The sequence below is a fragment of the Pseudomonas sp. XWY-1 genome (assembly GCF_002953115.1).
GTDB classification, from domain to species: Bacteria; Pseudomonadota; Gammaproteobacteria; order Pseudomonadales; family Pseudomonadaceae; genus Aquipseudomonas; species Aquipseudomonas alloputida.
The window spans coordinates 2,458,804-2,477,690 of record NZ_CP026332.1 but is presented as its reverse complement, the minus strand read 5'-3'; the positions used below and the strand labels follow the sequence as shown (position 1 = coordinate 2,477,690).

Annotated in this window: 18 protein-coding genes; 11 read left to right on the top strand and 7 right to left on the bottom strand. The window is 60.5% G+C overall.

What is annotated here, in order from left to right:
* Positions 1 to 127 precede the first annotated feature (127 nt).
* The 8 genes from PRJ_RS11590 to PRJ_RS11555 all read left to right on the top strand — a co-directional run bounded on the left by PRJ_RS11590 (position 128) and on the right by PRJ_RS11555 (position 7,919).
* Positions 128 to 724 carry an amino acid synthesis family protein gene (locus tag PRJ_RS11590; protein ID WP_003256068.1) on the top strand — a complete coding sequence of 199 codons (597 nt, stop codon included), beginning with the start codon at positions 128 to 130 and terminating at the stop codon, positions 722 to 724.
* Between the two features lie 68 nt (positions 725 to 792).
* Complete coding sequence (locus PRJ_RS11585) at positions 793 to 1,626, top strand: alpha/beta fold hydrolase (RefSeq protein ID WP_020193431.1); 834 nt, start codon at positions 793 to 795, stop codon at positions 1,624 to 1,626.
* The gene (locus tag PRJ_RS11580) at positions 1,623 to 3,104 is read left to right on the top strand and encodes an aldehyde dehydrogenase (RefSeq protein WP_010954488.1); all 1,482 of its coding nucleotides are present in this window, start codon (positions 1,623 to 1,625) and stop codon (positions 3,102 to 3,104) included. The genes PRJ_RS11585 and PRJ_RS11580 overlap by 4 nt, the downstream gene beginning before the upstream one ends.
* A gap of 12 nt (positions 3,105 to 3,116) precedes the next feature.
* Complete coding sequence (locus PRJ_RS11575) at positions 3,117 to 3,602, top strand: flavin reductase family protein (RefSeq protein WP_014590641.1); 486 nt, start codon at positions 3,117 to 3,119, stop codon at positions 3,600 to 3,602.
* A gap of 185 nt (positions 3,603 to 3,787) precedes the next feature.
* Positions 3,788 to 4,177 (top strand): carboxymuconolactone decarboxylase family protein, encoded by a 390-nt coding sequence (locus PRJ_RS11570; protein ID WP_003256073.1) that lies wholly within the window; start codon positions 3,788 to 3,790, stop codon positions 4,175 to 4,177.
* 88 nt (positions 4,178 to 4,265) lie between these two features.
* Positions 4,266 to 5,018 carry a GntR family transcriptional regulator gene (locus PRJ_RS11565; RefSeq protein ID WP_010954490.1) on the top strand — a complete coding sequence of 251 codons (753 nt, stop codon included), beginning with the start codon at positions 4,266 to 4,268 and terminating at the stop codon, positions 5,016 to 5,018.
* A gap of 2 nt (positions 5,019 to 5,020) precedes the next feature.
* Positions 5,021 to 5,584: an NUDIX hydrolase gene (locus PRJ_RS11560; RefSeq protein ID WP_010954491.1), complete on the top strand. Its 564-nt coding sequence runs from the start codon at positions 5,021 to 5,023 to the stop codon at positions 5,582 to 5,584.
* 151 nt (positions 5,585 to 5,735) lie between these two features.
* The gene (locus PRJ_RS11555) at positions 5,736 to 7,919 is read left to right on the top strand and encodes an ATP-binding protein (protein WP_104961446.1); all 2,184 of its coding nucleotides are present in this window, start codon (positions 5,736 to 5,738) and stop codon (positions 7,917 to 7,919) included.
* Positions 7,920 to 7,938: 19 nt separating this feature from the next.
* On the opposite strand, the gene PRJ_RS11550 is transcribed toward PRJ_RS11555, so the two are convergent.
* Complete coding sequence (locus PRJ_RS11550) at positions 7,939 to 8,571, bottom strand: LysE family translocator (RefSeq protein ID WP_003256077.1); 633 nt, start codon at positions 8,569 to 8,571, stop codon at positions 7,939 to 7,941.
* A 67-nt stretch (positions 8,572 to 8,638) separates the two neighbouring features.
* Complete coding sequence (locus tag PRJ_RS11545; protein ID WP_064493008.1) at positions 8,639 to 9,253, bottom strand: LysE family translocator; 615 nt, start codon at positions 9,251 to 9,253, stop codon at positions 8,639 to 8,641.
* Positions 9,254 to 9,364: 111 nt separating this feature from the next.
* Here PRJ_RS11545 and PRJ_RS11540 point away from each other — a divergent pair, with 111 nt between their 5' ends.
* Together PRJ_RS11540 and PRJ_RS11535 are read left to right on the top strand one after the other, a co-directional pair.
* A complete protein-coding gene (locus PRJ_RS11540; RefSeq protein ID WP_003256079.1) occupies positions 9,365 to 9,817 on the top strand; it encodes an Lrp/AsnC family transcriptional regulator in 453 nt (150 codons plus the stop codon).
* A 378-nt stretch (positions 9,818 to 10,195) separates the two neighbouring features.
* Positions 10,196 to 11,608 carry a cytosine permease gene (locus tag PRJ_RS11535; protein WP_014590635.1) on the top strand — a complete coding sequence of 471 codons (1,413 nt, stop codon included), beginning with the start codon at positions 10,196 to 10,198 and terminating at the stop codon, positions 11,606 to 11,608.
* Positions 11,609 to 11,758: 150 nt separating this feature from the next.
* Here the strand turns inward: PRJ_RS11535 and PRJ_RS11530 are convergent, their stop codons facing one another.
* From PRJ_RS11530 to PRJ_RS11510, 5 genes are all read right to left on the bottom strand, one after another.
* Positions 11,759 to 13,078, bottom strand: coding sequence for an OprD family porin (locus PRJ_RS11530; RefSeq protein WP_104961445.1), 1,320 nt, complete (start codon positions 13,076 to 13,078; stop codon positions 11,759 to 11,761).
* A gap of 104 nt (positions 13,079 to 13,182) precedes the next feature.
* Positions 13,183 to 13,911 carry a nitroreductase gene (locus tag PRJ_RS11525; RefSeq protein ID WP_104961444.1) on the bottom strand — a complete coding sequence of 243 codons (729 nt, stop codon included), beginning with the start codon at positions 13,909 to 13,911 and terminating at the stop codon, positions 13,183 to 13,185.
* Between the two features lie 28 nt (positions 13,912 to 13,939).
* Positions 13,940 to 15,292, bottom strand: coding sequence for an aromatic acid/H+ symport family MFS transporter (locus PRJ_RS11520; protein WP_104961443.1), 1,353 nt, complete (start codon positions 15,290 to 15,292; stop codon positions 13,940 to 13,942).
* A 271-nt stretch (positions 15,293 to 15,563) separates the two neighbouring features.
* Positions 15,564 to 16,589, bottom strand: a complete 1,026-nt coding sequence (locus PRJ_RS11515) for an AraC family transcriptional regulator (protein WP_104962869.1) — start codon at positions 16,587 to 16,589, stop codon at positions 15,564 to 15,566.
* Positions 16,590 to 16,788: 199 nt separating this feature from the next.
* Positions 16,789 to 17,676, bottom strand: a complete 888-nt coding sequence (locus tag PRJ_RS11510) for a LysR family transcriptional regulator (RefSeq protein ID WP_104961442.1) — start codon at positions 17,674 to 17,676, stop codon at positions 16,789 to 16,791.
* A gap of 112 nt (positions 17,677 to 17,788) precedes the next feature.
* Here PRJ_RS11510 and PRJ_RS11505 point away from each other — a divergent pair, with 112 nt between their 5' ends.
* Positions 17,789 to 18,850, top strand: coding sequence for a YeiH family protein (locus PRJ_RS11505; protein ID WP_104961441.1), 1,062 nt, complete (start codon positions 17,789 to 17,791; stop codon positions 18,848 to 18,850).
* The last annotated feature ends 37 nt before the right edge of the window (positions 18,851 to 18,887 follow it).

The following is an 18,887-nucleotide window of genomic DNA, read 5'->3' as shown; positions in this document are numbered from 1 at the left end:
GAGAAATCAAGGCATCAGGCCACCTTTCGTCCCCCGGCAAGAGAAATTTCCTGACACCTCTTGCACAACAAATATTATGGTATACCATCAGACAACAAGAGCTGATAACCCTCACCAGGAGCCACCCATGAGTTTCGAAATCCGCAAGATCGTCACCTACTCCGAAGAGACCCGCATCGAAGGCGGCAAGGCCACTGACAAGCCGGTGACCATGGTCGGCCTGGCCGTCGTGATCAAGAACCCATGGGCCGGTCGCGGTTTCGTTGAAGATCTGAAGCCGGAAATTCGCGCCAACTGCTCGGAGCTGGGTGCCCTGATGGTCGAGCGCCTGACTGCTGCCATTGGCGGCGCCGACAAGATCGAGGCCTACGGTAAAGCCGCCGTCGTCGGCGCTGATGGCGAAATCGAGCACGCCTCGGCCGTGATCCATACCCTGCGCTTCGGCAACCACTACCGCGAGGCAGTTCAGGCCAAGAGCTACCTGAGCTTCACCAACAAGCGCGGCGGCCCAGGCACTTCGATCCAGATCCCGATGATGCAGAAGGACGACGAAGGCCTGCGTTCGCACTACATCACCCTGGAAATGCAGATCGAAGACGCCCCGCGTGCCGATGAAATCGTCGTGGTCCTGGGCGCAGCCGATGGCGGCCGCCTGCACCCGCGCATCGGCAACCGTTACATCGACCTGGAAGAACTGGCTGCCGAAAAAGCCAACGCTCAATAACAACAACCAAGACGGGCCGGGGCGTGGCGTGCTTACCCGCCGCGCCCGACCTTCAAGGAGCGCCCTCCATGATTCAGCCTGTCGCTGAACGCACACCTGCCGGCACCAGCTATCTGGATGTCGGCCAGGGCCAACCCGTGGTACTGATCCACGGCGTGGGCCTGAACAAGGAAATGTGGGGCGGTCAGTTCGTTGGCCTGGCCAACGACTACCGCGTCATCGCCTACGACATGCTCGGCCACGGTCAAAGCCGCGTACCGGCTGCCGACACACCGCTGGAAGGCTATGCCGACCAGCTCGCCGAACTGCTTGACCACCTGCAAATTGCACAAGCCACCGTGATCGGCTTCTCCATGGGCGGCCTGGTTGCCCGTGCATTCGCCCTCAATTACCCGCAGCGCCTGGCTGCACTGGTTGTGCTCAACAGCGTGTTCAACCGCACCCCCGAGCAGAGTGCCGGGGTGATCGCCCGCGCTGCCCAAGCGGCGGAGCTGGGCCCAGACGCCAACGTCGATGCTGCCCTGGACCGCTGGTTCAGCCGTGAATACAAGGCTGCCAACCCGGCGCAGGTCGCCGCCATTCGCCAGGTGCTGGCGAGCAACGACCCGCAGGGCTACCACACCACTTATTCGCTGTTCGCCACTCAGGACATGTACCGCGCCGACGACCTGGGCAGTATCCAGGTGCCGACGCTGATCGCCACCGGCGAACTCGACTCGGGCTCCACCCCGGCCATGACCCGCCAGCTCGCCGCCTGCATTCCTGGCGCACGCAGTGTGGTCCTCGCCGAGCAACGGCATATGATGCCGGTGGAAGCACCGCGTGAAGTCAACAAGATGCTGCTGGACTTCCTCACCCAAGCCCGCACCCTCACCGAATCCGCCAAGGGGATTGTTGCATGACCCTCGTTCGTTTCCAGATGTGCATCGACGGCCAATGGCGCGATGCCCAGAGCGGCAAGACCTTCGACAGCCTTAACCCGGCCACCGCCCAGGCCTGGGCGCAACTGCCCGACGCCGATGAAGCCGATGTGGAGCTGGCCGTTCAGGCCGCCCAGCGTGCCTTCGACAGCAAGGCGTGGCGCAGCATCACCGCCACCGCCCGCGGCAAGCTGCTGCGTCGCCTGGGTGACCTGATTGCCGAGAACAAGGAGCACCTGGCCCAGCTGGAAAGCCGTGACAACGGCAAGCTGATCCGCGAAACCCGTGGCCAGGTCGGCTATCTGCCGGAGTTCTTTCACTACACTGCGGGCCTGGCCGACAAGCTCGAAGGCGGTACCCTGCCGCTGGACAAACCCGACCTGTTCGCCTACACCGTGCACGAGCCGATCGGCGTGGTAGCCGGGATCATCCCGTGGAACAGCCCGCTGTACCTCACCGCGATCAAGCTGGCCCCTGCCCTGGCTGCCGGCAACACCATCGTGCTCAAACCGTCCGAGCACGCCTCGGCGACCATCCTCGAGCTGGCCCGACTGGCCCTCGAGGCCGGCTTCCCGGCCGGCGTGGTCAACGTGGTCACCGGCTACGGCCCCAGCACCGGCGCGGCGCTGACCCGCCACCCGCTGGTGCGCAAGATCGCCTTCACCGGCGGTGCCGCCACCGCCCGCCACGTGGTGCGCAGCAGCGCCGAAAACTTCGCCAAGCTGTCGCTGGAACTGGGCGGCAAGTCGCCGAACATCATCTTCGCCGACGCCGACCTGGACAGCGCCATCAATGGCGCCGTGGCCGGCATCTATGCCGCGTCCGGGCAAAGCTGCGTGGCCGGTTCGCGCCTGCTGGTGCAGGATGAAATCTTCGACGAGTTCGTCGAGCGCCTGATTGCCCGCGCCAAGCGCATCCGCATCGGCAACCCGCAGGACGACGCCAGCGAAATGGGCCCGATGGCCACCGCACAGCAGCTGGCAGTCGTCGAAGGCCTGGTGGCTGCGGCCAAGGCCGAAGGCGCCAAACTGCATATGGGCGGAAAGCGTGCCGACGTTGAAGGTGACGGCTGGTTCTACGAGCCGACCCTGTTCGAGTGCGACAGCAACGCGATGACCATCATGCAGGAAGAAGTGTTCGGCCCGGTCGCCGCAGTGATCCGCTTCAAGACCGAAGAAGAAGCCCTGGCCATGGCCAACGACTCGCAGTTCGGCCTGGCTGCCGGCATCTGGACGCGCGACCTGGGCCGTGCCCACCGCCTGGCCCGCGACGTGCGTTCGGGGATCATCTGGGTCAACACCTACCGCGCCGTGTCGGCCATGGCACCGATAGGTGGTTTCAAGAACAGCGGCTACGGCCGTGAGAGCGGCATCGATTCGGTGCTGGCCTATACCGAGCTGAAGACCGTGTGGATCAACTTGTCCACCGCGCCGATGCCCGACCCGTTCGTGATGCGCTAGGAGGAACACGAGATGATCGAACCCGGCATCTACAAAGACGTGATGGGCTCCTTCCCGTCAGGCGTCACGGTAGTGACCACCCTGGACGCCGACGGCGGCATCGTCGGCATCACCGCCAGTGCGTTCAGCGCGCTGTCGATCGACCCGGCGCTGGTGCTGTTCTGCCCCAACTACGCCTCCGACACCTACCCGATCCTGCGCGACAGCAAGCAGTTCGCCATCCACCTGCTGTCCGCCGACCAGACTGCCGAGGCGTATGCCTTCGCAGGCAAGGGCAAGGACAAGGCCAAGGGCGTCGAATGGCACCTGAGCGAGCTGGGCAACCCTCTGCTGGCCAAGGCCACGGCGATCATCGAGTGCGAATTGTGGCGCGAGTACGACGGCGGTGACCACGCGATCATTGTCGGCGCGGTGAAGAACCTGGTGTTGCCTGAGCAGCCGATGACCCCGATGGTGTACCACAAGGGCAAGCTCGGCGCCCTGCCGCCACTTGGCTGATACATCTTGAGTCGGTGTTGGCCTCTTCGCGGGCTTGCCCGCTCCCACAGGTATCGCACAGATTCCGGAAGCTGTGGGAGCGGGCAAGCCCGCGAAGAAGCCAACACCGATGCCCCTGTTTTCAGGGGTCGCGCTAATCGTCTCACCCTCGGTTGCGGCCCCTTTTTTATGCCGGAGTACTGCACATGAGCAATGAAAAGTACGAAAAGGGCCTGAAAATCCGCACCCAGGTACTGGGCGAGGACTACGTCAACCGCTCGATCCAGAACGCAGATGAATTCACCAAACCGTTGCAGGAGCTGGTCACCGAGTATTGCTGGGGTCACGTCTGGGGCCGCGAAGGCTTGTCGCTGAAAGAGCGCAGCATGATAAACTTGGCCATGATTTCCGCGCTCAACAGGCCCCACGAGCTCAAGTTGCACATTCGCGGTGCCCTGCGCAATGGGCTGAGCCGTGAACAGATTCGCGAAATCCTGCTCCAGGTCGGCATTTATTGCGGCGTACCCGCGGCGGTGGACAGTTTCCGCCTGGCCCGTGAAGCCTTTGCCGAAGCCGATGCGGAGCCAACCCGTTAACAACGGGCTGTTCGAACCACTGCATGGAAAGCCTCGGTTCGGGGCATTCCGCGATGTTGGCGCAACAGCCTCATAAAGAGCGCACCTGATGAAACGCCAGCCACTCGACGACAGCTTCAAGGTCAACCGCAACCCCGTTACTCTGCGCGAAATCGTGCTCGACAAGCTGCGCACCGCAATCATGAACTTTCACCTGTTGCCCGGCGACCGCCTGGTCGAGCGCGACCTGTGCGACCGCCTCGGCGTCAGCCGCACTTCGGTACGTGAAGCGCTGCGTCACCTGGAGTCCGAAGGCCTGGTCGAGTTTGCCGACGCCAAAGGCCCGCGCGTGGCCATCATCACCCTGGAAGACGCACGTGACATCTATGAGCTGCGCTGTGTGCTCGAAGGCCTGATCGTGCAACTGTTCACCCTCAACGCCAAGGCCAAGGACATCCGTGCGCTGGAACGCGCGCTGGAAGTGAACCGCGAAGCACTGGAAGAAGGCGAGTTGCAACAGGTGCTGGATTCGGTACAAGGTTTCTACGATGTGCTGCTGGAAGGCTCTGGCAATCAGGTGGCGGCCCAGCAGCTGCGCCAGTTGCAAGCACGCATCAGCTACCTGCGCGCCACCTCGGTATCGCAGGAAAACCGCCGCGGCGCCAGCAACCGCGAAATGGAAAAGATCGTCGAGGCCATCAAGGGCGGCGACCCGCTGGTGGCCCACCAGGCCTCGGTCGACCACGTCCGCGCCGCCGCCAAGGTGGCCCTGGACTACCTGCGCCAGAAGCAGGATGACAACGCCAAGGTGCGCGACATTGTCGAACCCTTGGCCCTGAAGGAACCCCGCATAGGTCGCTGATCATGCCCAATGCCCCGCGCTACTGCCCGCACTGCACCAAGGAACTGGCCCGGGGCGTTCCCACAGGCGATACCCACGAACGCCTGCATTGCACCGGCTGCGGCTACATCCATTACATCAACCCCAAGATCATCGCCGGCTGCATCATCGAGCGCGATGGAAAGTACCTGCTGTGCCAGCGCGCCATCCCCCCTCGCCCCGGCACCTGGACCTTGCCTGCCGGGTTCATGGAGGCTGGCGAAACCACCGAACAGGCGGCGCTGCGCGAGGTATGGGAAGAAAGCGGCGTACGTGCGGACATCGTCTCGCCGTATTCGATCTTCAGCGTGCCAAAGATCAGCGAGGTGTACATCATCTTCCGTGCCATCGTCACCGAAGAGACCGGGCAGTATGGGCCGGAGACGCTGGCGTACAAGTTCTTCGAACCGGATGAAATCCCTTGGGATGAAATCTACTACCCGGCTATCCGGCAAATTCTCGAGCGCTACATCCTCGAGCGGCAGGCCGGGGTGTATGGCATTTACATGGGCAATGATGACACCGGCAAAGTGCACTTCATGCGCTAGCCTGTCCGGCCTCTTCGCAGGTGAATCTGCACTCCCCCGGATCGCGCAGTGGCAGAGGCTCGTGCAGTGGCACAGCCCCTCACAAAACCCTCGCCAACGGTCTATTCTCGGTGCACCCTAAGGGCCTTGAGAAAGAGGACCGGCAAAGCACATGGCTAGATGGCTAGACGGCGGCGGGCTAATGGCCGAACGCATCCGCAACCACGACTGGGCCAGCACTCCCCTGGGCCCGCTGGAACATTGGCCCGACGCCCTGAAAACCACGATGTCTCTGTGCCTGGCCTCGCGCTTTCCGCAGGCCGTGCTGTGGGGCCCGGACTTGATCACCCTGTACAACGACGCCTTCACCCCGATACTCGGTCGCAAGCCCCTGGCCTTGGGCATCCCCTTCCGCGACGTGTGGCACGAAGCCTGGGATGAAATCAGCAGCATGGCGGACCGTGCGTTGGCCGGTGAAGCGGTGTACATCGAAGACTTCCCGCTGATGATCGACCGCAACGGAGGTTTGGAGCGGGCCTATTTCACCTTCTGCTACAGCCCGATTCGCGGCCATGATGGCGAGATTCTGGGCATGCTCGACACGGTCACCGAAACCACCGCCAGCGTGGTCACCAACCAACGCCTGAACTTTCTCGATACCCTCGGGCGAGCCGTGACCGAGGCGACCGACCCGGACCAGATCATGGCCATAACCACCCGCATGCTGGTCGAGCACCTTGGCCTGTCCAGCTGCGCCTATGCGGTGATGGACCCCGACGAGGACGGTTTCACCATTTGCGGCGATGCGGTGACCCCCGGTTCACCACGCCTGGTGGGCCACTATCACCTGCATGACTTCGGCCGCCTGGCTGTCAGCCGCCTGCGCAGCGGCCTGGCCCTGGTGATCAATGACAACCTGCGCGAACTGGCCACTGACGAGGCGGCGACTTTTCAGGCCATCGGCATTACGGCCACCATCTGCATGCCACTGATCAAGGGTGGCAGGCTGACCGCGCTGATGGCGATTCACGACCGCGTACCCCGGGCATGGACCGACTACGAGCAAACACTGATCAGCGAAGTGACCGAGCGATGCTGGGCACACATACAACGGGCCCAGGCCCATGCCGAAGTGCGGGAAGCGATGGCGGCCCTTGAAGCGCTCAACACCACCTTGGAACATCGCGTCGAAGAACGCACCACTCAGTTGCTGCACACCGAGGCCGTGCTGCGCCAAGCCCAGAAGCTGGAAGCCATTGGCCAGCTGACCGGCGGCGTAGCCCACGACTTCAATAACCTGCTGACCATCATCCGCTCGTCGCTGCACTTCCTGCAGCGCCCCAACCTGGCCGAGGAGCGCCGCGAGCGCTACCTCAAGACCATGTCCGACACGGTCGACCGTGGTGCCAAACTGACCGGCCAGCTACTGGCCTTCGCCCGTCGCCAGGCCCTCAGCCCACAGGTGTTCGAGGCCGGGCCTCGGCTGGAGGCCATGGCCGACATGCTCGACACCGTCACTGGCGCGCGCATCCGGGTCGAGCTGCAGTTACCGCAAGCGCCCTGCCACATCCGCGCCGACCTCAGCCAGTTGGAAACCGCGGTGATCAACCTGATGCTCAATGGCCGCGATGCCATGGCTGGCGAAGGTGCCTTGCAGCTGCGTCTGCAGGCCGACCAGTGCCTGCCTGCCTTGCGCGGTCAGCCTTCGCTGCCTGGCCCGTTCGCGGCGATATCGGTGAGCGACAGCGGCGTCGGTATTGCCAGCGAGTTGCTGGAGCGCATCTTCGACCCGTTCTTCACCACCAAGGCCCCAGGTGAAGGTACCGGGCTCGGGTTGTCGCAGGTGTTCGGTTTCGCCAAGCAATCCGGGGGCGATGTACAGGTGAACAGCATCCCCGGCCAGGGCACCACCTTTACCCTGTACCTGCCGCAGGAGGACTCACCTGCGGCCTTGCCCGAAGACGCCTCGGCCGGCAGCCAGCCGCAGGTACAGGGCGAGCGGCGACGAATACTGGTGGTAGAAGACAACCCCGACCTGGGCAGCTTCACGGCTCAGTTCCTCGAGGACCACGGCTACCAAATCAGCTATGCGCGTTCGGCAGAAGAAGCGCTGGCGCAGTTGACTGGCCCGGCAGGTGATTTTGATGCGGTGTTTTCCGATGTGGTCATGCCCGGCATGGGTGGCTTGGCACTGGCCCGCGAACTTCGCCGCCAGCGCCCGCAGTTGCCGGTGATCCTTACTTCGGGCTTTAGCGATGCGATTGCCGAAGGCGGGCACCAAGGGTTCACCTTCCTGGCCAAACCCTACTCGGCAGAACAGGTGTGCCAGATGCTCGGGCAAGTACTCGGCCACTGATACTTGTCGCAATGGGCGATCAACGGCGCCCTTCTGCCAGCATGCGCACCGCCAGCCCCGCCAGCACCGTTCCCATCAACCAACGCTGAACCTGTTGCCACAGTGGCCTGCCAGCCAGGAACACGGCGATGGAGCCGGCCATGATCGCAATCAGCGCGTTGACCGTAACGCTGATGGCGATCTGCGTCGAACCCAGCACCAGCGACTGCAACAGCACGCTGCCGTGGCCCGGTTCGATGAATTGCGGCATAAGCGACAGGTACATGACGGCAATCTTGGGGTTGAGCAGGCTGGTGGCAAACCCCATGGTGAATAGCCGCCGCGGGCTGTCGGCGGGCAGTTCACGGAGCTGGAACGGCGATTGGCCACCCGGCCGCAGCGCCTGCCAGGCCAGGTACAAAAGGTACAGCGCGCCACCGATGCGCAGCGCGTCGTAGGCAAAGGGTACTGCCATCACCAGCGCCGTGATGCCCATTGCCGCGCAGAACATGTAGATGACGAAGCCCAGAGCCACACCGCCAAGCGAAATCAACCCGGCTTGGCGGCCCTGGCAGATCGAGCGGGAAATCAGGTAGATCATGTTCGGCCCTGGGGTCAGGACCATGCCGAGGCAAATCAGGGCGAACGTGAGCAGTTGCGTGGTTTCGGGCATGGGGGCACTTCCTGGTTGTGCATGAGGGTGCAGCGAGTGTATCTGAAGTCATTCTGAACCGGTAAATTCAGGTCATTTGCCCGGCTATCAAGCCCAGGGCCACGGTAATCATCGCCATCCCCGACACCCGCCCGACCAGCTTTGCCGCCCCCGGCCGGGTGCTCAGCACCGCTTTGGCGCCATAGCCGACCAGCGTGTAGATCACCAGCGAACTGCACAGATGGACCAGCCCCAGCAACAAGATCTGCAACGGTACGGGCCAGCTCGACTGCGGGTCGGTGAACTGCGGCAGCAGGGCCAGGAACAGCAGGAATACCTTGGGGTTCAGGCCGCTGACGCAAAAACCCTTCAACGCCCAGCGCGAGCCCGACTCCCCCGCGCCGCCCTGCCCGGCCGCCGGCAAGGACGGGCTGAGCAACAGGTTACCGCCCAGCCACAGCAAATAGGTGCACCCCGCCAGGGTCAGCAAGGTCAGCGCCAACGGGTGACCAGCCAGCAGGCTGCCAACCCCGGCCGCCACCACCAGCGTGGCCAGGAAATGCCCCGACAACATCCCCGCCACCGCTGGCATCACCCAGCGACCGCGCATGCCTGCAGAGATGGCATAGGCCCAATCTGCACCCGGGGTAATCACGAACAGCATCGACACAGCCCAGAACGCCGTCAGCACACTGATAGCCACTTGAATCTTCCTTATCTACTGCATTGGGATGTCGAAAGATTACGGATTTCGCTCGGGGATATTCTTTCGTATATTTCCCCTTGGCATTCATGAATTGGAAGATTCTTCCCAATGGATAGAACTGATCGAAAAATCCTTGCCGAGCTGCAAAAAGACGGGCGCCTGTCGGTAACCGAACTGGCCGACCGCGTGGGGCTTAGCCTGTCACCCTGTCATCGGCGCTTGAAGGCACTGGAAGAGTCCGGAGCCATTCTGGGCTATCACGCACGGCTGGCACCGAGCGCCCTTGGGCTGAACTTTGCCGCGCTGGTATTCGTGACGCTACGCGAGGTAACCCGCCAGCCGGTGGCGGACTTTGAAACGGCACTGGCGCAGATCCCGCAGATTGTCGAAGCGCAGCGGCTGTTCGGCGACCCCGATTACCTGCTGCATGTGGTAGCCAAGGACCTGCCGGCGTTTCAGAAGCTGTATGACGAGCACCTGACCAGTATTCCCAATGTGAAACGCTTGAGCTCGACCTTGGTGATGAAGGAAGTGATTCAGGATCGGTTGCTACCCATGTAGCTGTTTCCTCTTGTGCCGGCCCCTTCGCGGGTAAACCCGCGCCTGCTGTAGGAGCGGGTTTACCCGCGAAAAGGCCGGCCCAGGCAACCTTTCATCTGCCCTGAAAACGCGCACATCGCACCAACCCAGCCCACCGTGATCCGGTTGCCACCCCCGCCGTCCCTCTACCCCAAGGCCTTCAGCCAGCTGGCACTCTCCTTGCTACCGTCACCCGCTTAAGCTTTTGTCAGCCTTAGTTTTTTTAACGCTTATGGGTACATATTTACTAATTTCTCGTTATCCCCGCGCCCCTCATCATCGCTCCAACAAGAACGCGTCGCCCACCGCCGGCACGCCCCCGGGCAGTTCCCAATGCCCTACCTTGCCTTGGAGTCAGTCATGACCAGTGCAGCCAATTCGGCACCCCTGATAGAAAAACACACGATCGGCTACGTGCCCCCGCAAGACCGCCATGGAAAGGTAAGGGATCTGTTCACACTCTGGTTCGGCGGCAACATCGCGCCGTTGCCCATCGTCACCGGCGCGCTGGGTGTGCAACTGTTCCACCTGAACCTGGTATGGGGCATCGTCGCCATCCTTGTCGGCCACCTGGTCGGCGGGGTGCTGATGGCCCTGCACTCGGCCCAGGGCCCGCAAATGGGCATTCCGCAGATGATCCAGAGCCGCGCCCAGTTCGGCACCCTCGGCGCGCTGCTGGTGGTGGTGATCGCCGGTGTCATGTACATCGGCTTCTTCGCATCCAACATCGTCCTTGCCGGCAAGTCCCTGCATGGCGTGGTCGACGCCGTTCCGGTACCGGTGGGCATCGTCATCGGGGCGCTGGGTTCAGGCATCATCGGCATTATCGGCTACCGCTTCATCCACGTGCTCAATCGCATTGGCACCTGGGTACTGGGTATCGGTATCGTGGTCGGCTTCGGCTACATCTTCACCCATGTACAAAGCGACGATTTCCTCACCCGTGGCAGCTTCAACCTGGCCGGCTGGCTGGCCACCGTGTCGCTGGCGGCGTTGTGGCAAATCGCCTTTGCGCCCTATGTGTCGGACTACTCGCGCTACCTGCCGGCAGATGTCAAAGTCAGCTCGACCTTCTGGACCACTTACCTGGGTTCGGCCCTGGGCTCAAGCCTGTCGTTCATCTTCGGCGCCGTGGCCGTGCTGGCGATCCCAGCCGGCATGGACACCATGGACGCGGTCAAGCTGGCCACCGGTACGCTCGGCCCGATCATGCTGGTGCTGTTCCTGCTCAGCGTGATCAGCCATAACGCTCTCAACCTGTATGGCGCGGTGCTGTCGATCATCACCCTGGTGCAAACGTTCGCCTACCGCTGGATCCCCACCGCCAAAAGCCGGGCAGTGCTGTCGCTGATCGTGCTGTCGGCCTGCTGCGTGGTAGCGGTGTTCGCTTCGGCAGACTTCATCGGCCACTTCGTTGACATGGTGCTGGTACTGCTGGTGGTGCTGGTGCCGTGGACGGCGATCAACCTGATCGACTTCTACGCCATTCACAAAGGTGACTACGACATCCAGTCGATCTTCCAGGTCGATGGTGGGATCTATGGGCGCTACAACCCGCAGGCACTGATCGCCTACGCTGTGGGTATCGTGGTGCAGATACCGTTCATGAACACCCCGCTGTACGTCGGGCCGATTTCCGAGCACATCAACGGGGCTGACCTGTCCTGGCTGGTAGGGTTGGCGATCACCTCGCCGCTGTACTGGTGGCTGGCGAGCCGTGACAGTGCCTACCGTCGTCGGCAGACCAGCGCCAAGCTGGCAGCAGTGGCTTAATCGGTACTGGCCTTTCGCAGCAAAAGATGAAACGGCTGGGTGCAGGCGTCCGAACGCCTGGTGCAATTCAGGCGGAAAACAGCGAACCCTTCGATTGGGAATGAATGGCACAAAAGGGGCCGGCGCCAGAAGGCCGGCCCGTTTCGCTATTTAGAAGTTGAAGGTGTAGCGCATGATCAGGCGATTTTCATTAGCGCTGTCAGCGTAGGTCGAGCGGTTCGTGGAGTTACGCCACTGGAACGAAACACCCTTCGCCGGACCACTCTGAATGACATAAGAGATATCAGTGACCCGCTCCCATTCTTTGCCATCCTCCCCGTTGAGGCGGAGTGAAGCAGCTTGGCGGCTGGTCAGCAGATCAGGATTGACATCATCACCTTTCATGTACCGAGTGGTGAACAGCAAGCCCGGTACACCCAACGCGGCGAAATCAAAGTCGTACCTTGCGAACCACACTCGCTCCTCAGGGGCAGTGAATGTACTGACCAGCGATTCGCCGAACAGATAGGTATCCGTGCCGTTCACGAACGCAAACGAGGTGTCGCCCCAGGCCTTCTGGTAACCGCCACCGATGGTGTGTCCCTTGATGCTGTAGGCGAAGTAGCTACTCAGCGTTCTGTTGTCCACCTCACCCAGTTTTTTGGAGCCCGTCTCGCTGGCATCGAACACACGAACATCCGCGATCACATTGCCTTCCCACAGCGGCTTGATGACTTTAATGCCGGCGAAGTAGGATTTATAGAGATCTTCAAGTTCGGCGGCGTGCAAACTGAAGGTCATGTCCTTCGCAGGCTTGAAGTCAAATGCCAGGTAGTTGTAGTGGTCCGCCTCAACCGGGGCATAGCCAGTGGCTGTGAGTGATTCGAAATCGGTGGAATTACGCTGCTTCACTGCGTTGACTCTTGTAGCCGTTACCGTCAATTTATCGATATCGTTGACGGTCAGCGAACCACCGCGAAAGACCTGAGGCAGCAAGCGGCTGTTATTACTCCAGAGTAGAGGCATCAGAGGGTTTACCCCCCCTATCCTCAACTCCGTCTTACCCATCCTCGCTTTGGCGGTGGCCACGAACTTACCGTATTCATCCTCAACCTGCCTGTCGGAATCGTAGGCCAGCAGCCCTGATCCCGTTCTGTCCGGGCTGGAATCAAGCTTCACCCCCAGCAAGCCCATCGCATCAATACCGAAGCCCACTGGCCCTTCTGTAAAACCGGATTGCAGGTTCAAAATAAAACCTTGCGCCCACTCATCGCGCTTGGACTGAGTGGCGCCATCATTGCGAAAATCCCGATTATAGTAAAAGTTCCGGAGCTCAAGACTGCCTTTGAAGTCTTCCACGAACGCGGCAGAAGCATAAGGCGCGACTAGCAGTGTTGCTGAACAAGCCAACATTTTTTTAAAAGCAATAGACATCACAGGCACCTTGTTCTTGTTGTGTGCTTGAGCATGGTCCGCCGCTAAGCGCCCCATGCAATGCCAGTCCTACAAATGGGTTAAGGCCCGCTTTAGCGGAATGATCGAAACAGTATCACCCTGCCCGACGCCAAACTTGCACAGAGCGCACGCCAGGTTTTTTATTCTGAGTGAAAGGTAGTGAATGCACGCACGGGCTCACGGCCAGTAACCAACGTGTTCTCAATGCTGCCATCATCGGCATAACCCAAGCTCATCCCACAGACGAGCATTTGGCTCTTCGGTATTTCCAGCATTTCAGTGATGATGCTGTGATATTTAAGGAATGCTGCCTGTGGGCAGGTGTGCAAGCCTCTTCCCCGTGCGGCAATCATGAGGCTTTGCAGGAACATGCCATAATCCAGCAGGCTCCCTTCCTGAAGCACGCGGTCAATCGTGAAGAACAGGCCAACAGGCGCCCCGAAGAAGCGATAATTCCGGCCGTGTTGATCGTGCATCCTTTGTTTATCGCTTCGACTGATGCCCAACAAGCTATAGAGCCCCCACCCTACCTCCCTGCGCCGCTCGATGTAGGGAGACGTCCACTCCCTGGGGTAATACGCGTAGGGATCAGAAAAGCGTTGGTCATCAGCCGGATGGTCATCAACCTCAGCAAGTGCTGCGGACAACCGTGCCTTCATATCACCGGTAACAACATGCACATTCCAGGGCTGCAGGTTGACGCCTGTTGCGCTAAAGCGAGCAACGTTCAGCATCGCTTCGATTTCCTCTAGCGGAACTGGGGTTGGGAGGAACGACCTGATGCTCCGACGTGAGACAATTGCCCAGTCGATCAAACGGGCTGCTTCGTCCGAACCTACCGGTGATTCGCGCAAGCGATCAATAAGCATACTTGGCACCTGTCTCTCAGAATTACGGTCAGGTCAACTCGTGGGCAACCGTGGCCTTCTTCCTCACTACAGCCGAGTCCGAGCGAGATTGGTTGATCATGGTCACTGCAACAGCCCCTACCAGGCCGGCGAGCGCGATTGCCATGAAGTTCTGCTCCAGCGGCAACGCCATCGATACCAAGGCACCAATCAAAACAGGTGCGACAATCGCCCCGACGCGACCGACCCCCGATGCAAAACCGACGCCAGTCGAGCGGATGGTGGAGGGATAGAAATCGCCGGCGTATGCATAGGCCAGAAGCTGTGTGCCAAGGGTCGAGGCCCCCACGATGAACACGACGACAAAGAGCAGTTCGGTGGAGCGGGTATATCCCAGCAACGTGAGTGCGACCGCGCCCACTACATAGAACACCACCAAGACGTGCTTGATGCTGAATTTATCGCTAAGCCATCCACCCAGAATTGCACCGAAGATCGAACCGAGGTTGAACACGATGACGAAATTCAGGGCTGAACCGAGGCTGAAACCCGCCATGGCCATCAACTTGGTGAGCCACGAATTGAGCGCATACACCATGAACAGCCCGGTCATGAATGCCATCCAGATCATGACCGTGCTGTATCCACGGCCTTCCAGGAAAAGGCTTCGTACCGGCTTGTCTTGAGCAGAGATAATCTGCGGATTGCCGACGAGCTGCGTGTCATCCTTGATCACAAGGTCAGGACGAAGGCGACGCGCGATGACTTTCAACTCGTCTTGTCGCCCCTGCTTCAACATAAAGCCAATAGAGTCAGGCATTGTCTTGAGAATGAAAGGAATCAATACCACTGGCAGGACTGCCACGTAAAACACGTATTGCCAACCGTAGCTTTCGATCAGTTGTTTACCCGTCAGCGCTACCAGAATTCCGCCCACCGAATAGCCTGCGAAAACGATGGTCACCAGCCGGGTGCGAACTTTCAAGGGCGAGAACTCACCCATCTGCGCCGTACAGATGGGCAATACACCGCCAATTCCCAAGCCGGCGATAAAGCGCATGATACTGAAGGTCAGCGGGCTGTCAGTGAACCCTGCCGCAGCGGTGAAAATGCTGAACAGCGCGACACACATCGCGATCATTTTCGGCCGGCCAATTCGATCTGCCAATGTGCCTAAAAAAATGGCGCCCAGCATTGTCCCGAACAATGCTGAGCCAGCCATTACCCCGGCGCTGGTTGCGTCAATTTGCATATCGGCCATGATGGCTGGCAGGGCAGCCCCCACCACTGCCAAGTCGTAACCATCAATAATCAGAATCAACACGCACCAGAATAGAATAAGTCCATGAAAGCGGTTGAACTTCGACTCTTCGGTCAACGTGTACATATTCAAAGAACTCATACCGTGTCTCCTTCAATCTTATTGTTGTGTTTTTGAAGTCCACATACGTATAGCGATCTGGCACAACTCGACCACACGCACAGGTACGCATGGTTCCGCGTGTGAGTCGGGAGAGTTGAGAGGCACCAACTAGACGGCGCCCGAGAAAAATCGTAGGCCTTATGGCAAGCGCCAACCATGCCCAATGGCATCATTCTGCTTGACCGGAACGGGCAGTTTTTGGAAAACCGGATGGCTCCGAACAGAGGGTGATCAGCCCAAGCGCAGCGGACTAGTCTCCTCGAGGGCTACGCAACGAGCGTCTGTAAGCACCAGGAGTGATACCCGTCCATTTCTTGAATGCCCTGTGGAACGCACTGGTCTCAATGAAGCCAACCTCTGACGCAACGCCATCCACCGTCATACCTGCCCGGCACAGCAGACTGATGGAAATATCCCGCCGTAGATTATCTTTGAGCCGTTGGTAGGTGAAACCCTCAGCATAGAGCCTTCGCTGTAGGGTGGAACTGGACATGCTCAAGTCGCGGGCGAGCTCATCGAGTTCAGGCCACGTGTGTGGAGAGAGCAGTTTTAATCGCCGCCGGATCATAATGCTCGTACTGTCGTCGTTACGGTATTTCACAAGGAAGTTACTTGGCGTGCCTTTTAGAAAGGCAGGAAGAGAAGCGGGCGTTTGGCAAACCTTGTACGCCAGAAAGCTCTTCTCGAACACAGCGGAGGTTCTATCGGCCCTCCACTCGATTTCCTCACAAAAGCGCATTCGATAGTCGCTGTCGTCCACCGGCTGAGGAGGACGCATCGATAACTTCACAATAGGAATGCGCCTGTCGCACAGCCAGCAAAGCAGGCCGTGCACGAGCACCAGCCAGGCACCGTAACAAAACACCCTTCGCAACTCACCATGATCATGAATGATAATTGCAGCATGCTCTCCCTCGCATTCCACCGACCCGTAGATGTCATCAAGGGCAGTCCTGAGAAACGCCAGAATCCGCTTGAGCGCCTGCCCAATGGTGTCGCAGCCGAGGGCCAATTGCGCCATCAGCTTGAAGCTACCTCTGCGAAGGGGATGACTGTCTGCCGCAAAAAACTCATCGTCGAGCAAATCCGCTAACGCAATCCACAATCTGGAGAACGTACCAGCAGGTACCCTGGCATAGCGCTGGTCCAGCAGGTGTGGATCAATATGCGCGTGGCTGAGCACAGTAGCGACATCCAGGCCACGCAGTTCTGCTCCTTGAAGTGCGTCCCGCACGAGGCTGATCGACGTAGTGCCTTTGTGGGCAGAAAACTCCATCTGGGGCTCCGTTGCTAACTCGATACCGAAGGCTGCCTTGCAAAGCATACACGCCGATCCATATAGCCAATACCCTATGTTCAGAAGCCACCAAGGGTTGAATTGGCGTCCAACTTCCTGGGGGCAGTCCAGATACAGCACCGTCTTCAAAAATCTGTGCTGTACCTGTGGCGGGCACGCCGCGAAGAGACCAGTACAGTCAACCCGCCTCTTGCATGGCTACACACAATTCAAGAAACCGCGAGGCAGCCCGCGAAGGCGTAGCCGCATGCGGCAACAGAATGGAAAAACGCCGCACCAGCGCCTGCGGCGCTACCTGCAGCCGGTGCAGCGCCCCATCCTCATGGCGAATGGACATCGCCGACACAAAGCCAACCCCCATCCCGGCCCGGACCGCCTCTTTTACCCCTTCAACGCCCGCGATCTCCAACGCCACACGCATCGCCACGCCATCACGGGCAAACGCCCGCTCGACGATCTGCCGCACACCCGAGCCGCTTTCACGCAGTACCAACGGGTAGGCGCCGAGCGCCGCCAGCGTTTGCTGGTCACTGCCTGCCAGCGGATGCCCACGGGGCACAATCGCCACGATTTCGTCCTCGCGCCACGGCGTCACTTGCGTACCCAACGGCAATTCCTGCCCGGGCGGCCCCTCGATCAGAGCGATATCAACACTGTCCAGGGCGGCGACGATCTCCGCGGTGTTGCCATGCGAGGTGCTGACCAGCACATCTGGATAACGCCCGTGAAAATCGGCGATCAGGTAAGGCAGCAGGTAACTGGCAGGCGTGGTACTGGCGCCGATGCGCACGGTGCCGCGCTCCAGCCCGCGCATGGCCTCGCGCAGCGCTTGCGCCTGGCGGAAGGTTTCGCGCAGGCGCTCGGCATGCGCCAGCAACTGCTCACCGGCCGCTGTCAGCCGCACGCCGCGGCCGGCACGTTGGTAAAGGGGTTCGCCAAACGCCTCTTGCAAGAGCTTGAGCTGGCCGGACACCGCCGGCTGCGACAGGTGCAGGGCTTGGGCCGCATGGCTGATGTTGCCGTGTTCGGCAACCGTGGCGAACGTTATCAGCTGTTCTGGGGTCATGATTCAAAAATATCAGCTATACGGATATTTGCCATTCTAAATTACGATTTTTTATAAGCTTATAACCAGATTAACGTAGGCCGTGTCGAAACAACTTTTCCGGAGGACTCACATGGCCACGGTTCCGTCCAACCCCGCCTTTGCCCCTACCCTCTCCACCCGAGGGCGGCTCAATGGCATTCTGTTCGTCGCGCTGTTCGCGGTCGCAGTCACGCAACTGGCGGCCATACCCGCTATCGCCAACCTGGGCATCAGCCCGCTGATCGTGGGTATCGTCGCAGGTGCCCTGTATGGCAACGCGCTGCGTGACGGCGTACCGGCAAGCTGGGCGGCAGGCATCAATTTTTCCGCTCGCGGCCTGTTACGCATTGCCGTGGCATTTTTTGGCCTGCGGGTAAGCCTGCAGGAAATTGCCGAAGTCGGCTGGTCGGGGCTTATCGTCTCGGTACTGGTAGTCACCAGTACCCTGCTGATCGGCCTGTGGTGTGGCATGAAAGTGTTCAAGCTCGACCGCGATACCGCGTTGCTGACCGCCGCCGGCAGCGCCATCTGCGGCGCCGCCGCCGTGCTGGCATTCGAATCGGCGCTGCGCAGCGCCCCCCATAAAAGCGCCATGGCAGTCGGAAGCGTGGTGCTGTTCGGTACCTTGTCGATGTTCCTTTACCCACTGGCGATCAATGCCGGCTGGCTGCATCTGGATACCATGGGCGCCGGGCTGCTGCTGGGAGGCACTGTCCACGAAGTGGCGCAGGTGGTAGGCGCGGCCAGCAATGTCAGCCCCGAAGCCACGCATGTCGCCACCATCGTCAAGATGACCCGGGTCATGCTGCTGGTGCCGGTACTGCTGGTGGTGGGCCTGTGGATCAGCCGTTCGCGCAAGGCTGGCCAGGCGCAGGGCAACGGGCGCATTGCCATGCCCTGGTTCGCTTTCGGCTTCCTGGCACTGGTCCTGGTGAATTCACTGCAAGTGCTGCCTGGCAGCGTGACCCAGGCCGTGAACAGCCTGGACACCTTTGCCTTGACCATGGCCATGACGGCGTTGGGCATGGAAACCCGCTTCAGCCAGATTCGCCAGGCCGGGCCACGGGCGCTGGCGACCGGGGCGATCCTCAACCTGTGGCTGGTTGGCGGGGGGCTGGCGATTACCCTGGGGGTGCAGAAGCTGTTGGGCTGACTGGAGAGCGAGTCGGCTGCTTCGCGGGTAAACCCGC

Excerpts from the sequence above, each read along its gene's own strand:
- PRJ_RS11590 (WP_003256068.1), top strand. The coding sequence starts at position 128 with ATGAGTTTCGAAATCCGCAAGATCGTCACCTACTCCGAAGAGACCCGC.
- PRJ_RS11585 (WP_020193431.1), top strand. The coding sequence starts at position 793 with ATGATTCAGCCTGTCGCTGAACGCACACCTGCCGGCACCAGCTATCTG.
- PRJ_RS11580 (WP_010954488.1), top strand. The coding sequence starts at position 1,623 with ATGACCCTCGTTCGTTTCCAGATGTGCATCGACGGCCAATGGCGCGAT.
- PRJ_RS11575 (WP_014590641.1), top strand. The coding sequence starts at position 3,117 with ATGATCGAACCCGGCATCTACAAAGACGTGATGGGCTCCTTCCCGTCA.
- PRJ_RS11570 (WP_003256073.1), top strand. The coding sequence starts at position 3,788 with ATGAGCAATGAAAAGTACGAAAAGGGCCTGAAAATCCGCACCCAGGTA.
- PRJ_RS11565 (WP_010954490.1), top strand. The coding sequence starts at position 4,266 with ATGAAACGCCAGCCACTCGACGACAGCTTCAAGGTCAACCGCAACCCC.
- PRJ_RS11560 (WP_010954491.1), top strand. The coding sequence starts at position 5,021 with ATGCCCAATGCCCCGCGCTACTGCCCGCACTGCACCAAGGAACTGGCC.
- PRJ_RS11555 (WP_104961446.1), top strand. The coding sequence starts at position 5,736 with ATGGCTAGATGGCTAGACGGCGGCGGGCTAATGGCCGAACGCATCCGC.
- PRJ_RS11550 (WP_003256077.1), bottom strand. The coding sequence starts at position 8,571 with ATGCCCGAAACCACGCAACTGCTCACGTTCGCCCTGATTTGCCTCGGC.
- PRJ_RS11540 (WP_003256079.1), top strand. The coding sequence starts at position 9,365 with ATGGATAGAACTGATCGAAAAATCCTTGCCGAGCTGCAAAAAGACGGG.
- PRJ_RS11535 (WP_014590635.1), top strand. The coding sequence starts at position 10,196 with ATGACCAGTGCAGCCAATTCGGCACCCCTGATAGAAAAACACACGATC.
- PRJ_RS11530 (WP_104961445.1), bottom strand. The coding sequence starts at position 13,078 with ATGGGGCGCTTAGCGGCGGACCATGCTCAAGCACACAACAAGAACAAG.
- PRJ_RS11525 (WP_104961444.1), bottom strand. The coding sequence starts at position 13,911 with ATGCTTATTGATCGCTTGCGCGAATCACCGGTAGGTTCGGACGAAGCA.
- PRJ_RS11520 (WP_104961443.1), bottom strand. The coding sequence starts at position 15,292 with ATGAGTTCTTTGAATATGTACACGTTGACCGAAGAGTCGAAGTTCAAC.
- PRJ_RS11515 (WP_104962869.1), bottom strand. The coding sequence starts at position 16,589 with ATGGAGTTTTCTGCCCACAAAGGCACTACGTCGATCAGCCTCGTGCGG.
- PRJ_RS11510 (WP_104961442.1), bottom strand. The coding sequence starts at position 17,676 with ATGACCCCAGAACAGCTGATAACGTTCGCCACGGTTGCCGAACACGGC.
- PRJ_RS11505 (WP_104961441.1), top strand. The coding sequence starts at position 17,789 with ATGGCCACGGTTCCGTCCAACCCCGCCTTTGCCCCTACCCTCTCCACC.